This window comes from Lacimicrobium alkaliphilum (assembly GCF_002591895.1).
GTDB lineage: Bacteria > Pseudomonadota > Gammaproteobacteria > Enterobacterales > Alteromonadaceae > Lacimicrobium > Lacimicrobium alkaliphilum.
In genome coordinates, this window is the sequence record NZ_NISX01000007.1 from 42,353 (window position 1) to 56,215 (window position 13,863).

9 protein-coding genes are annotated in these 13,863 nt (G+C 52.3%); 3 read left to right on the forward strand and 6 right to left on the reverse strand.

Translation table 11 applies throughout. From position 1 onward, the window contains the following. Nucleotides 1-75: 75 nt before the first annotated feature. Nucleotides 76-399 (reverse strand): hypothetical protein, encoded by a 324-nt coding sequence (locus tag CDA54_RS08305; RefSeq protein ID WP_099034538.1) that lies wholly within the window; start codon nucleotides 397-399, stop codon nucleotides 76-78. After that, the gene (locus CDA54_RS08310) at nucleotides 353-1,057 is read right to left on the reverse strand and encodes an AAA family ATPase (RefSeq protein ID WP_099034539.1); all 705 of its coding nucleotides are present in this window, start codon (nucleotides 1,055-1,057) and stop codon (nucleotides 353-355) included. Before CDA54_RS08310 ends, CDA54_RS08305 begins: the two co-directional genes overlap by 47 nt. Nucleotides 1,058-1,288: 231 nt before the next feature. Here CDA54_RS08310 and CDA54_RS08315 point away from each other — a divergent pair, with 231 nt between their 5' ends. The 3 genes from CDA54_RS08315 to CDA54_RS08325 are packed head-to-tail and all read left to right on the forward strand — an operon-like array spanning nucleotide 1,289 to nucleotide 4,768. Then, nucleotides 1,289-2,305: an aspartate carbamoyltransferase gene (locus tag CDA54_RS08315; protein ID WP_099034540.1), complete on the forward strand. Its 1,017-nt coding sequence runs from the start codon at nucleotides 1,289-1,291 to the stop codon at nucleotides 2,303-2,305. 37 nt (nucleotides 2,306-2,342) lie between these two features. Then, on the forward strand, nucleotides 2,343-3,623 hold the full coding sequence (gene hemL, locus CDA54_RS08320) for a glutamate-1-semialdehyde 2,1-aminomutase (RefSeq protein WP_099034664.1): 1,281 nt from the start codon (nucleotides 2,343-2,345) through the stop codon (nucleotides 3,621-3,623). A gap of 56 nt (nucleotides 3,624-3,679) precedes the next feature. Next, a complete protein-coding gene (locus CDA54_RS08325) occupies nucleotides 3,680-4,768 on the forward strand; it encodes an adenylate/guanylate cyclase domain-containing protein (RefSeq protein WP_099034541.1) in 1,089 nt (362 codons plus the stop codon). A gap of 31 nt (nucleotides 4,769-4,799) precedes the next feature. Here CDA54_RS08325 and mrcB read toward each other — a convergent pair whose 3' ends face one another. The 4 genes from mrcB to CDA54_RS08345 form a co-directional block, all read right to left on the reverse strand. Further along, a complete protein-coding gene (mrcB, locus tag CDA54_RS08330; RefSeq protein WP_099034542.1) occupies nucleotides 4,800-7,202 on the reverse strand; it encodes a penicillin-binding protein 1B in 2,403 nt (800 codons plus the stop codon). Then, nucleotides 7,202-9,670 (reverse strand): ATP-dependent helicase HrpB, encoded by a 2,469-nt coding sequence (gene hrpB / locus CDA54_RS08335; protein ID WP_099034543.1) that lies wholly within the window; start codon nucleotides 9,668-9,670, stop codon nucleotides 7,202-7,204. The genes mrcB and hrpB overlap by 1 nt, the downstream gene beginning before the upstream one ends. Nucleotides 9,671-9,752: 82 nt before the next feature. Further along, entirely contained in the window at nucleotides 9,753-11,006 is a 1,254-nt protein-coding gene (locus tag CDA54_RS08340; RefSeq protein WP_099034544.1) for a DUF418 domain-containing protein, read from the reverse strand. Nucleotides 11,007-11,061: 55 nt separating this feature from the next. Further along, complete coding sequence (locus CDA54_RS08345; protein ID WP_180237163.1) at nucleotides 11,062-13,806, reverse strand: protein kinase domain-containing protein; 2,745 nt, start codon at nucleotides 13,804-13,806, stop codon at nucleotides 11,062-11,064. Nucleotides 13,807-13,863 lie beyond the last annotated feature (57 nt).

Consider the following 13,863-nt stretch of genomic DNA (forward strand, 5'->3'; position numbering starts at 1 on the left):
TTGTCAGAAATCTCTATGCTCTGAGTGATGAAGGGCAGTCGACTAAAGTCGACCCTACACCAAACAGGCCACTTTCTAACGAACCTGACTGGCCAGATAGTGATCCTTTTCCAGCTCCACTTCTACTCCGGCGAGCCAGATACGCATCAGCCTGGAACGGGAAATGCCGGTTTGTGCCGACAACAGATCCAGCGTATTCCTGGCCTCTGCGGTCAGAGTAACGCTGGTTGTTTTCAAAGGCTCATAATGGCCCTCTTTAGTCACTACTGTTGAGGGATGGAGTCTGACGACCTTCTTTAAGCCACGGGCGTAATTTTCCGCTCCTTCGATAAACTCATCAACACTGACCGCCTCAGGACTGGCCGACGGCGAGCTTTTCTTCAAACTGGCGAAGATCATAGTTCTCTCCTTTGGCGCGGGCAAACAGTTCATCAACAATGGCTCGGATTTCACAGGCAGCTTTACCCTGTGGTTCGTTCTCCATCACCGACAATCCCAGCTCTTCGCTGTCGTCATACATATTTCGACTGAAGGTAACCGAGTTCAGCACGGGGATCTCAAAGGAACGACAGACTTCTTTGGCTTCAATAATGCGCGGTGCCAATGAAGGCAGAGACGGACATTGCGTGATCAGAAACGCCACATTCATTTTCGGGTTAACCATCTTGCAGGTAGAGATAATGTCTTCCATATGTGGCACAGTCTTGAGGTCGCGGCGCTTGGGTCTCAGCGGAATCAGAATATGATCGGCAACGGCCATTGAAGAACGCAGGGCCAGATTGTCCTGCCCACCGCAATCAACAACCACATAATCATAATGATTGCGCAGGCTTAGCAGCTCATTACGTATTTTGCCGTATAATTGAACACAGTTGATATTGGCTAGCTCTGTTTTGTTGTTATTCCGCTCCTGAATCCAGTCGGATGTCGTTCGCTGAGGATCACAGTCCACCATCAGTACTGAGGCATTGCGCTCGGTGCGCAGGTAAACCGCGATATTCTGTGCCAGGCAACTTTTACCGCTACCGCCTTTTTCACCACCAACCAGAATGATCATAACCTTTACCCTCTTGATTCTGACATGTACCTGCAGGAATTCCTGCCCATGTCTTATTGAATGTAATCCAGACATGAAGCACAGGCCAGAAAATGCTGGCATTGCATTCGATTATCAGGAATGTAAGTTAATACCTTTTATATCCGCTACTGTGCGCAATCAGTGATTGGTATAACCCTTCAGCCTTGCTAAAATTGCCGCACTTTTGCCGTCCAACAGGTTGTCAGTGCCATGAATCAGTTTAAAGGTCAGCATATTCTCTCAGTCAGCCAGTTCGACCCCGACAGCATCGCGCAAATCTTTGCTGTGGCAGACACGATGCGCCCTTACGCCCATCGTCTGAAACGCACCAAGGTGCTGGATGGCGCGATTCTGGGTAATCTTTTTTTCGAACCCAGCACCCGTACCCGGGTGAGCTTCGGGACCGCCTTTAATCTGCTCGGCGGTGAGGTACGGGAAACAGCCGGTATGGCCACCTCGGCACTGTCCAAAGGGGAATCGCTGTATGATACGGCGCGGGTACTGTCGAGCTATTCAGATATCGTGGCTATGCGCCACCCCGATGCGGGTTCAGTAGCAGAGTTTGCCGAAGGTAGCCGGGTTCCTGTTATTAATGGTGGTGACGGTGCCAACGAGCACCCTACTCAGGCGCTGCTGGATCTTTATACCATCAGTAAAGAACTGCAGTTTCATGGTCATAGCATTGATGGCATGCATATCGCCATGGTTGGCGATCTTAAGCATGGCCGTACGGTGCACTCATTGTCCAAATTGCTGAGTCTGTATAAAAATATTCATTTCACCCTTATTTCCCCCAAAGAACTGGCTATGCCGGATGCCATACTGGAACTGATTACAAATAGCGGCCATACCTTTAAGGTCACAGAACTGATGGAAGGCAGTATGGATGCGGATATCTGCTATCAGACCCGGATTCAGGAAGAGCGCTTTGAGTCACAACTGGAAGCGAATAAATACCGCGGCCGTTTTCGTCTGAATCAGGATATCTACACGCGGCATTTTCAATCTAAAACGGTGATCATGCATCCGCTGCCACGGGATTCCAGAGCAGATGCAAATGAGCTGGATAACGATTTAAATCTGAACCCGAACCTGGCCATATTCCGCCAGGTAGATAATGGGGTATTGATCCGAATGGCCCTGTTTGCCCTAACTCTTGGGGTAGAAGATATCGTCGCAAATTACGATTGCGAAGTGCAGTGGTACAGCAGTAAACAGAATCTTTAGAACCGCCACCACGGTGAGAGCCAAAAACGAAGGTATTATGCAAAAATCCATAGAATTATTTGAGCGCGCACAACAACATATTCCCGGCGGCGTGAATTCGCCGGTACGGGCTTTTAAAGCTGTCGGTGGTACGCCGGTGTTTATTGATAAGGCCGATGGCCCCTGGCTGTTTGATGCCGACGGCAAGCGCTATATCGACTATGTGCAGTCCTGGGGCCCCATGGTGCTGGGCCATAATCACCCGGAGATAAAAAAAGCGGTATTAGCCGCGGTAGAAAAAGGTCTGAGTTTCGGCGCCCCAACTGAAGCTGAAATCCATATTGCCGAGCTGGTGAGCAAACTGGTGCCCTCCATGGAGATGGTTCGCATGGTTAACTCAGGCACAGAAGCCACCATGAGCGCGATTCGTCTGGCCCGCGGTTATACCGGGCGGGACAAGATCCTGAAATTCGAGGGCTGCTATCACGGTCATGCCGATTCCCTGCTGGTTAAAGCCGGCTCCGGCGCATTGACCTTAGGCGTACCCAGCTCCCCTGGTATTCCAGCTGATGTGGCGCAGCATACCCTGACCGTGGAATACAATAATCTGGATTCCGTGCGCCAGGCGTTTGCAGAAGTAGGTGAGCAAATCGCCTGTATTATCGTTGAGCCGGTGGCCGGCAATATGAATTGTATTCCTCCGGTAGAGGGTTTTCTGGAAGGGCTGCGCGAGATCTGTGATGAGTACGGCACCGTTCTGATTCTGGATGAGGTGATGACAGGTTTTCGTGTTGCCCTTGGCGGTGCGCAGGGCCATTACAACGTCAAGCCTGATCTGACTTGCCTGGGTAAAGTTATTGGCGGAGGCATGCCGGTAGGCGCCTTTGGCGGTAAACGGGAGATTATGTCTCACATTGCCCCATCCGGCCCTGTGTATCAGGCGGGTACCCTGTCTGGTAATCCGGTAGCCATGGCCGCAGGGCTCGCCTCATTAACTGCGATCCAACAGCCCGGCCTTTATGCCACACTGACTAAACGCACTGAAAAGCTGGCCAAAGGCTTTAAAGCCCTTGCCGACAAACATGGCATTCCTATGAGCATTAACCATGCGGGTAGTATGTTCGGCTTGTTCTTTACCGGTGTGCCGCGGGTCACCAATTATCAGCAGGCCATTAACTGCAATCAGCAGCAGTTTAATCAGTTCTATCATGGCATGCTGAAACAGGGTGTATATCTGGCACCGGCATCCTATGAGGCGGGCTTTGTATCTGCGGCCCATAATGACCAGATTATTGAGCAAACACTGAATGCCGCCGATAAGGTACTGGCAAACCTTTGATGCCTGAACGACAGGGATTGTCGGGCTTTTCTTTACTGAGTATGACCTGAATCATGATGACGGAGCTGTTTTCCCACCCTGTGACACTGCTGCTGATTGCCACCTGCGTCTTTCTCGCAGTGTTGGTACTGATCCTGGCGAACCTGCTGCGCCAGGCCAGAGTGGCCTATCATCGCCCGGTGGTAAGACTGGAGTCTCATACCTTTCAGGCGCCGCAGGATTATGCTGCAGGCCATCATTCGCAATCGGAGCAGGCTGCACGCATCAGTAAAACCTTCGAAAAATTTGTACCCCGTCAGTTTGCCGAGCATTTTGCCAAGCATGGCCTGGATACGCTGGAGCTGGGCCGGGCCGATGAAGATGAAGTGGCCATCCTGTTTTGTGATATCCGCGGTTTTACGGGTCTGTCGGAGCGCATGTCACCACAGGAGCTGATGAACTTTCTGAATTCCTACTTTATGCGTATGAATGAGCCGGTTCACACCAATGGTGGCTTTATCGACAAATTTATCGGCGACGCCATTATGGCACTGTTTGATCATCCCGGTGGCAGCAATAAAGACAAGGCCCGGGACAGCATAAAGGCGGCGCTGGCGCTGCGTAAAGCGGTGCTGCAATACAATCAACACCGCAGCAACTCAGGCTACCCGCCGATCAATATCGGTATCGGCATTCACTTTGGCCCGGTAATTCTCGGCACTGTGGGCTCTGAAGACAGAATGGACACCACCGTTATCGGTGACAGCGTCAATATCGCTTACCGGCTGGAGTCTCTGGCCCCGCAATATGAAGCGGATATTCTGGTCAGTGCGCAGTTGCTGGATACAGCAGAAGCGAGATCACAATACGAGTACCGGCTGATGGACTGGGTTCGTGTCAAAGGCAAGAAGAAACCGGTGGAAATATACGAAATCATCGCTCACCAAAACGATGATATTAAAAAACAGAAGCTGGCCTGTGCGCCCCTGCTGGAAAAAGGCATCACCCACCGACGTGCCCGCGAATGGGACGAGGCCATCGCCTGTTTTGTGGAAGCCAGCCACCTGAGTCCCGGCGATACCCTGCTGAATCACCATATCGAGCAGTGCCAGCTGTTACGCCGCCAGGTGCTGCCCAAAGACTGGGATGGGGCGCTGAATCTTTAATTACAGGTTTTTTCGCTGCTCATTCAGCAGTTCACTCCCCTCCAAACAGCTTCTGCCACCAGCTTTTTTCTTTTTTCTCCGGCTTTTTCCTTTCGGTACTGAGACAATCAGCAGGTGCCGGCAGAGCGTCTGTTACCGCCGGTACACTAATACTGCCAGCACAGCCCGGTTGCACGGGCGTGCCGCTTTGAAGATCAAAATGCGCGATGCCGAGCCCCTGCGGGAAAGGCCGGGACAACGACTTAGGATGACTTTGCTGCAGGTAATCCATGTACAACGGCAGCGCGCCACTGGCGCCTGCCAGACCGGTACTCTTATTGTCATCCGTTCCCAGCCAGATGGTTGCCAGATGGTTGCGGTCAAAACCGCTATACCAGGAATCACGGTAATCATTAGTGGTACCGGTTTTTCCGGCCAGGTGCAATTGCGGAAAGCGTTGTTTGAGTGCCTTCGCGGTACCCTCCCGGGTGACCCGGTTAAGGGCATAATTGAGCAAATACACCGCCTTACGATCGGCCCGTTGCCTGGCAACTTGCTGATGCTGCCATAGCACTCTTCCATCATTATCCACCACTGCGCTGATGCTGTGCACCGGAATATAGCCACCTTCATTGGCAATAGTCTGATACAGCTGATTTACCTGCAATGGCGAGAGTGACAACGCTCCCAATGTCATCGCCGGATAACGGGGAACATGCTGATGTACCCCCAGTCGTTTAATGGTGCCGGCGATGGCATCCAACCCAAGTTCCATGCCTAGTGTCACAGTAGGCACATTCAACGACTCACTCAGGCCCTGCAGTAATGGCACCTGTTGCCGAAATGTCTTATCCGCATTTTGTGGTGCCCATAACTTACCTTCACTGCTTTTCAGCTGAATCGGTTTATCGGCAATCGGTGTACCCAGGTTGTAATAAAAAGGCTGCTCCAGTGCGGTCAGATAAACCGCCGGCTTTATAAGCGAGCCTATTGGCCGCCTTGCATCCATTGCCCGGTTAAAGCCCTGATAATGGGTATTTTTATCCCCCACCATGGCACGAATTCCACCGCTGGCGATATCTGTGACGACCATGGCGCCCTGTAGTTCCGGTAGTTCACGCTGTTTACTGATGCGCTCTATGCCCTCACTTATTACCGACTCAGCCTTGCGCTGGGCTAATGGATCTAAGGTCGTAAAAATCTTAATGCCTGCCTGTTGCAGAGAAACATCGGGCAATACGCGCTGTAATTCTTCGCGCACTTTATCCATAAAAGCCGGATGGGTACTGCGGTTATGCCGACTATACCGACGCAGCGTTAACGGAGTCTGTAACCAGGCCTGATACTGTTGTGGCGCAATTGCCTGCGCCTCGAATAATAATCTTAATACCAGATTCCGTCTTTCCAGCGCCCGTTCTTCATTGCGTCTCGGATTGTAGTAAGAAGGGCCCTTGATCATCCCCACCAATAATGCCATTTCGGGCACCGTCAGCTCGTTCAAAGGGCGGTCGAAGTAAAAATAGCTGGCTAATCCAAAGCCATGAACACCATTTATGCCATTCTGGCCAAGAAAAACTTCATTCAGATACGCCTCCAGAATTTCGTCCTTGCTGTAGCGAAGTTCAATTACCAGCGACATCAGCGCTTCATTTGCTTTTCTGATCAGGGTCTTCTCGTTACTTAAAAACAGGTTTTTAATCAACTGTTGGGTCAGCGTACTGCCCCCTTGTACGGCACGCCCTGCGCTGATGTTGGCGACCAGGGCTCTGAGTATCGCTAAAGGTGCAACACCGTGATGTTGATAAAAGTCCCGGTCTTCTACCTGCAACAGCATGGTGATCAGTTCCTGAGGCACATCTTCCAGTTGCACCAGCATGCGGTCCTCACCGCTGCTGTTGGTAAAACGGGTAACCAGGTAGGGTTCGAGACGCACCTGTTCAGTGGCGCGGCCGTTAAAACGAATATCACTGAGTTCGCCTCTGGTAAAAGTCAGCCTGACAGGAGCCCCCGTCTGTGGCCCTTCGGCAAACAACGCATCCCTTCGATAAAAGAATAACTGGTTACCCTTTACGGCATACTGTCCACTGCTTTGTACCTGTGCAACCGGACGGTATGACAACCATTTAAGTTCTTCTACTACCTCAGATATGGTTAGTTGTTGTCCCCGGTTCAGGGTATAAGGGCGGGCATATATCTGTGCAGGCACCTGCCATTTGTTGCCCCCAAAGCGAGCCTTAATGCTGGCATCCAGATACAATCCATAGGCGCTCAGACACAACAAGCCGACCAGCATAAACTTCCAGCTATTACGCCAGCTCCAGGACCAGATTCTGGCTGCCAGGGAAGGTCGGGCTTTGCTATTACTGGCACGGCTTTTACCTGCATTGCTCTTAGTAGCATTAGCGCGACGGGTTGGAGCCTTGCGGGACGTGTTTGAAGTATTTTTCTTTACCATTACATCTTCTTCTTGGTTTTGGTTGTAGCCTGGGCACTGGCCGGATCATCCGGCCAGAAATGCTTAGGGTAACGGCCTTTCATCTCTTTTTGGATCTCTTTATAGCTGCCGGCCCAGAAGCCTTGCAGATCGGCGGTTTTTTGCAATGGTCGCTGCGCCGGTGACAGTAACTCCAGCTGTATTGTTATCTGTCCGCGGCCCAGCGTAGGGGTCTGTGTCCAGCCATAGAGTTCCTGCATTCTCACCGCCAGCACCACCGAGCCATCGCGGCGGTAATCCAGTTTGCAACGACTGCCACTGGGCACCTGAATCTGAGCGGGAAACAGCTCATTCAGAGTCTGTTGCTGTGCCCAGTCGAGCCGGTTTTTCAGCAAAGCCACAAAATCCAGCTGTTGCAGTGCCCTGAAACTCGTGCAGTTATCCAGATAAGGCAGCAGCCAGTTTTCCATATCCTCCAGCAAGGCAGACTCACTCCAGCACCCAAGGCCTCTCAAGCAAGTGGCCGCCAGCCTGGCCCGATTAATAAACTGCCAGGCATTATCGCTCATCGGCAGCCAGTTCAGCCGCTGCTGGCGAATCAGCTCCAGCCAGCGCTGCTGCAAAGCCTCTCCCGGTTCTACCGGCACCGGCTCACTGGATAATACCAGCTTACCCAACCGCCGCTGCGCCCTTGCCTGCATCGCTTTTTGTGCAGGCTGCCACTGACAGACCGTTTCTGTGACCATTTGTTCGCTGAACTGTGACATTAACTCTTCTTCCCTGAGGGGGGCAGCAAGGGAAATTCGCGCATCCCCTCCGGTGCCTGTTTGCAGCAGATTGGCAATCACAAGATACTCATTGCGGGCCAGGCGGTCGTGTTCAGACAACATAGCCCCGGTTCCCCGGGCCATAAGGTAACGGCCCTGGCCTCGTGATTTGGCTACACGATCAGGAAAAGCCAGAGCCAGCAACCCGCCGGCAGGCTGCGGATCCACCCCGGAAAAATCAGCTCTGCGCTCATTGCTGAGTCGTTTAAACCACGTTGCAGCCAGGCGATAAACAGGATCGTTGGGGTATTGGCATAAATAACTCAGACGCTCTTCTACCGATGCCGTAGAAGATGTGCGAAGTGGGTCTTTACTTTCAGTAAGTGCGGCAAGAACACAAGCCAGCTTGAGTTCCTCTTTACCAAAGTCTTTAGCCCTTATCAACATATGAGCCAGCCTGGGATGGCAACCAAGAGTGCACAACTTACGGCCATGAGGGGTGATGCGGCCCTGGCTGTCCAATGCCTGCAGGGACTGAAGCAACGAGCTACCCTGCTCAATTTGCGCGTCGATGGGCTGATCCAATAACGCCAGATTGGTGATTTCTGTGCCCCATGCCGCGGCCTCCAATATCATCGGTGACATATCGCTGAGCAATATCTGGGGGGTACTTTGCTCCGCCAGCCTTGATTGCTCCGCCTGCGGCCACAAACGGTAACAGATACCCGGCCCCAGCCTGCCGGCACGCCCGGCTCGTTGTGTAGCGGAAGCCTGAGAAATACGCTGAGTACGCAGATGGCTGATACCCTGATTCAGATCAAAACGAGCCACCTTCTCCAGCCCGCTGTCGATGACCATATTGATCCCTTCAATGGTCAGGCTGGTTTCGGCAATATTGGTGGCCAGTACCAGTTTCCTCTGATCCTGTTGCAGTGGCGCCACCGCAGCCATTTGCGCCTCTTTGCCCAGCTCGCCAAATAGACAATAGAGACGGCAGTTTGAAGGTAATCTGTCCGCCAGCACCTGTGCCAGGCGGCGGATCTCGCCGGCGCCGGGCAAAAAGGCCAGTGCGCTGCCGTCGTTATCCTCCAGCGCCTGTATTATCACACCCGCCATATGCTGCAATACGTCGCTCCGGGCAGGGGCTGGCTTATAGTGGATTTGCAACGGGTGGCTTCGCCCCATGCTCTGAATATTCTGCGCCTTGGGTAGCAGCGTCTGCAACGCCTGTTGCTCCAGCGTGGCTGACATTACCAGAAGCCTTACATCCTCACGCAACGCCTGCTGCACTTCCAGACACAGTGCCAGTGAAAAATCAGCATGCAGACTGCGTTCATGGAATTCATCGAAAATCACCAGCCCGACACCTTTGAGTTCGGGATCCTGTTGCAGCACCCGGGTCAACAAGCCCTCTGTAAGGATCTCCAGTCTGGTTGCCTGGCTTACTTTTGTCTCGCCACGAATGCGATAACCTATTGTCTGGCCTACAGGTTCACCCAACTGCTGCGCCAGGTAGCCGGCGATGGCCCTGACTGCCACTCTGCGAGGTTGCAGCATCAGAATTTTCTTGCCGGACAACCAGGGTAGTTTTAATAACTGCAACGGCAACCAGGTAGATTTACCGGCTCCCGGCGGGGCAGACAGAATAACGTTTTTCTGCTCCAGCGCCCCAGTCAGCTCGGTGTAAACATCCATAACAGGTAAGGAGAAAGGCGCACTCATTAATACAACAGTAACTCAGGCAAAAAAACAGAGGGGGAGTTTACCAAATCCTCTGAGGTTAAGGGCAATTAGTCACGCAATTTCAGATTCTCAAAGGTTGGATCCTGCCATAGGTCAACACCCTCCAACACCATTCCGTCGGTCCCATCCGGAACCGTTGTAACCATACATGGCTCAGCCATAACTGCAGGGCGTAAAATGCCAATGCCATCAGGGTCGTTGCTGCTCGGCCAAACTCACCGTACAGGCCGGCACCATAACCATAAAACAGCATCGTAAAAACAACAGACTGGAGTAAATAGTTGGTCAGCGCCATCCGCCCTGCCGGTGCAAGATAGGTTACCCATTTAGCTCCGCGCAAATACAGCAATGAGAAGGTACCTATATAGGCCAGACACAGCGCCAGATTAGCGATCTGACTGACGGACATCATCGTCGCATATTCCACGGTAGGATAAAGGGGCTCCAGAGTCTGTCCCTTTACCCCCCAAACCAGTGTAGCGGGCAAGCCGAGTCCATAGCCCCAGAGCACCAGACGTTTAAATAAAACCCGGTTAGCTGACAGACTGGCAAACACCCCGGCACGACCGAAAGCAGCACCGATAAGAAAAGCGCCAAATACCACCGGCCCGAAGAATAACAATCCACCATCGAGGTACATGGCATACCATTCATGGAGCCGCCATTGCACTGCCTGCCAGTAACTACCAGAAGCGTAAATGCTGTCGGCCCGGGCAATATCCCCGAGCAAAGTGACTCTGTCCTGTTCAAACTCTGACTGCATTTCGGCTGCTGTCCCGGGAATACTCATAGCCCCCTGTAACGCCAGCGCTCCAAGCCACAGCATCAGTAAGGGGATCACCAAATTAAATGCCAGCCCCCACTTGCATAATTTTTTCACTGTGCTGTTAATAAAAAACAGCAAAAACACCCCCAAAAAGCCATACAAATGCAGAATATCGCCGCCCCAGATTAGTAACAGGTGCGCGACACCTATCAGCATCAGGATGACCAGCCTGCGTATAAATAACATCCGCACACCACTGGTTTTACTTATGGCCCGGTCCATAAACACAACAAAGCCAAGACCAAACAGAAAAGAGAACAGGGTGTAGAATTTGCCCTGTACAAAAGTGAAAGAAAACCAGGCTACGGCATAATCAGCGCCCTGCTGCCTTACATCAAAACCCAGCATAATTGCCTGCAGCGGCCGCTGGAAGTATTCAATATTCATCAGCAGGATACCCAACAGCGCAAAACCACGAAGGGCATCCAGCAGCACTATCCGCTCTGCTGAGGGCGCCGCCACAATGTCAGTGTTTGTTGTATTGTTCATCAGATCATTCCTTTTGAGTTATGCGGATTCAATTCCGTAACCTTTGTCGCCGGATTCAGTGCGCCCCCGAATAACCGGCGCTTTGTTGCTGATTAAGTTTTGCCAGCCGCTGTGCATAGTGTTGTGCCTGCTGTGAATCGCCTTCCTTGTGCAACAGCTCCACCAGCGTTTTCAGCACCCAGGGCAGGTCATCATGGAAGATATCAGGATTACTGTCAGCCAGTGTGACCGCCCGGCGCAGATAACTGACGCCGTCTGCCACTTCCCCCTTATCCAGATATGCCCTGGCCATGGCCACCAATGTTGCATACTGCGCCGGGTGCGAAGCATCCAGACTCTGCCAGCCGGCAAGTGCCTTCTCATACAGTGCAAAGGCTTTATCTGTGGCCTGTTGCTGCTGATGGATCCGCGCCATGACCAACGCCATCGGCAAGGTTTTCGGATGGGCAATACCCCAAAGCTCGAGTGCCCCGTTAAGCGCGACCTCACTCATCTGGGCTGCCTGGTCAGTACGCCCGGTCTGCAGCAGCAAATCAGCCAGTGTGCTTTGTATCTGCAACACCACCCCATGCTGCTCTCCCACCAGTGCAGGTAAGCCTTGCAGGCCATTTCTGAGCAGGGCTTCGGCCTCTTCGAAGTTCTTTTGTCTTAACAGAACCCGTGCCAGCCGGTATTTAGACTCATAGGTATCCTGATGCGCTTCACCCAGAACCTGCGTGGTGCGACGCAAATATTCCCGGGCCATGTCTTCGGCTTCACTGTAGCGGCCGGTTTCTTCAAGCAAGGTGGCCAGACTGCCCAGGTTGTACAGGGCAAGAGCATGATTTTCGTGAAATACCTCTGTACTGCGCTGTAAACCGAGACGGAAATATTCTTCGGCATCCTGATAACGCCACAGAGAGATATAGTCGGCACCCAGGCTGGTGATCGCCAGCAGCGTAATAAAGCTGTCTTCACCCAGTGCTCTGTGGCTGGTGGCAAGAATTTCAGTATGCAGTTCGATAGCCTCCTGCGCCCGACCAATATCGTTATAAAACCCGCCCAGGTTAGTCATCATCCCCAGTGTCTGCTCACTTTCAGGGCCATTGATCCGTTTAGAGATTTCTACAGACTCTTCCAGCAACGGCAGCCTTTCATCATGACGATCTGCCCTGCTGTAGGTGTTACTCAGAGATAACAATACTCTGAACAGATCTCTGGGGTCATTGTCAGGATGTTGGCGTAATATCGACAGACTCTTTTCCAGATGAGCAATGGCTGTCTTTAACTGGCCAATACGATAATAGATATCACCAATTTCGCGTCGTATTCTGGCTTCAATCAAGGGTTGCTCACTGAGCTCATGGTCTGCTTGCTGATCTAACTGTGCGCTGGCTTTATCCAGTACTTCTCGCAGGCTGACTTCGCGGCCCTGTGCTTCATTGGGGCGCAAATCCGTAAACATACCGAGTAAAAAACGGCTCATGGCCTGCGCTTTACCCTGTTCTACCTCTGCTACATCACGCTGTTGCTCGGCCAGGTCCCGCTCCACTTCCAGCTGTCGGGACTGTAGCCAGATCGCCGTGCTGAACACTGTGACCAGGATCAGAACACTTGCCGCCAGTGCGCTGCTCAGGCGATTACGCCGCAGAAATTTACCGCAACGATAGGCAAAAGAAGTCGCCCGAGCCTGCACTGGCCGATGCTCAAGAAAGTTGGTGACATCCTCTGCCAGTGCAGAAGCAGATTGATAGCGCCGCTGTGGCTCCTTACTAAGCGCCTTCATCACGATATTATCGAGATCACCACGCAGCTGTCGCTGCAGGCCCTGGGCCGTTGCCGCGGGAATCTCCTGCGCACTGTGCTTAGTCTGCGTTGTCAGAGCCACACTGGGAGGTATCACGGTATCATTGAGAATGGCCTGTTCAAGCTGATATCGGTTACTCAGCGCTTCACCATAAACAGGCTGCCCGGTAAGCAATTCGTATAGCAACAACCCCAGTGCATGAACATCGGTGGCTACGGTAATCGCCTCGCCCCGAATCTGTTCAGGGGCAGAGTATCGAGGGGTCAGGGCGCGTTCCTCAGTACTGGTCTGTACTGCCCACTCATCATTACCGGATTCAGCAAGTAGTTTGGCAATACCAAAGTCCAATAGTTTGGGTTCTCCGTCAGCGGTGACCAGCAAATTGGAGGGCTTAAAATCACGATGTACGATCAGTTTCTGGTGCGCATACTGAATCGCTGCGCAAACCTTCACAAATAACCTTAAACGCTGAACAATCGAAAGCTGCTTATCCGTGCAGTACTGATTGATTTCAACACCATCAACATATTCCATTACCAGATAAGGAATACCCTCATCAGTAGCGCCCCCATCAAGCAGATGAGCAATATTAGGGTGCTCCAGTTCTGCCAGAATCTGACGTTCTGTTTTAAAACGTTGCAATAGCATTTCGCTGGCAATAGCACTGGCTCGAATCAGTTTGATGGCCACCTGCTTCTCGTACTGGTCATCTGCCCGCTCTGCCAGATACACTGCGCCCATGCCGCCGCTAGCCAGTAATCTGATAATACGATAGGGGCCGAGCCGCTTCCCACATAAGGCGTCTGCGGTCTCAAAAAAGTGCTCAGCGGCGCCTTCAATGGGCCTGACCAGATCAACAGTGTGATCGGCATGTTCCAGCAAAGACAACACAGCCTGCTTCAATTCGGGCGCATCGGCACAGGCCTGCTGCAGAAAAGACTCTATTTCATTTTGTTTCAGCTCAAGCGCCTGATGGAATAGTTCCTCCGCTCGTTGCCAGTCATTTTTATCCATAACCTCACTCCATTTTTTTGCAGCCGACAACAAGGCGTAACGACCCAAGCCACGGAT

What these genes read in the sequence shown, in the direction of transcription:
- CDA54_RS08340 (WP_099034544.1), bottom strand. Translation starts at nt 11,006, where the DNA reads ATGAACAATACAACAAACACTGACATTGTGGCGGCGCCCTCAGCAGAG.
- CDA54_RS08310 (WP_099034539.1), bottom strand. Translation starts at nt 1,057, where the DNA reads ATGATCATTCTGGTTGGTGGTGAAAAAGGCGGTAGCGGTAAAAGTTGC.
- CDA54_RS08305 (WP_099034538.1), bottom strand. Translation starts at nt 399, where the DNA reads ATGATCTTCGCCAGTTTGAAGAAAAGCTCGCCGTCGGCCAGTCCTGAG.
- CDA54_RS08325 (WP_099034541.1), top strand. Translation starts at nt 3,680, where the DNA reads ATGACGGAGCTGTTTTCCCACCCTGTGACACTGCTGCTGATTGCCACC.
- hemL (WP_099034664.1), top strand. Translation starts at nt 2,343, where the DNA reads ATGCAAAAATCCATAGAATTATTTGAGCGCGCACAACAACATATTCCC.
- mrcB (WP_099034542.1), bottom strand. Translation starts at nt 7,202, where the DNA reads ATGGTAAAGAAAAATACTTCAAACACGTCCCGCAAGGCTCCAACCCGT.
- CDA54_RS08315 (WP_099034540.1), top strand. Translation starts at nt 1,289, where the DNA reads ATGAATCAGTTTAAAGGTCAGCATATTCTCTCAGTCAGCCAGTTCGAC.
- hrpB (WP_099034543.1), bottom strand. Translation starts at nt 9,670, where the DNA reads ATGAGTGCGCCTTTCTCCTTACCTGTTATGGATGTTTACACCGAGCTG.
- CDA54_RS08345 (WP_180237163.1), bottom strand. Translation starts at nt 13,806, where the DNA reads ATGGATAAAAATGACTGGCAACGAGCGGAGGAACTATTCCATCAGGCG.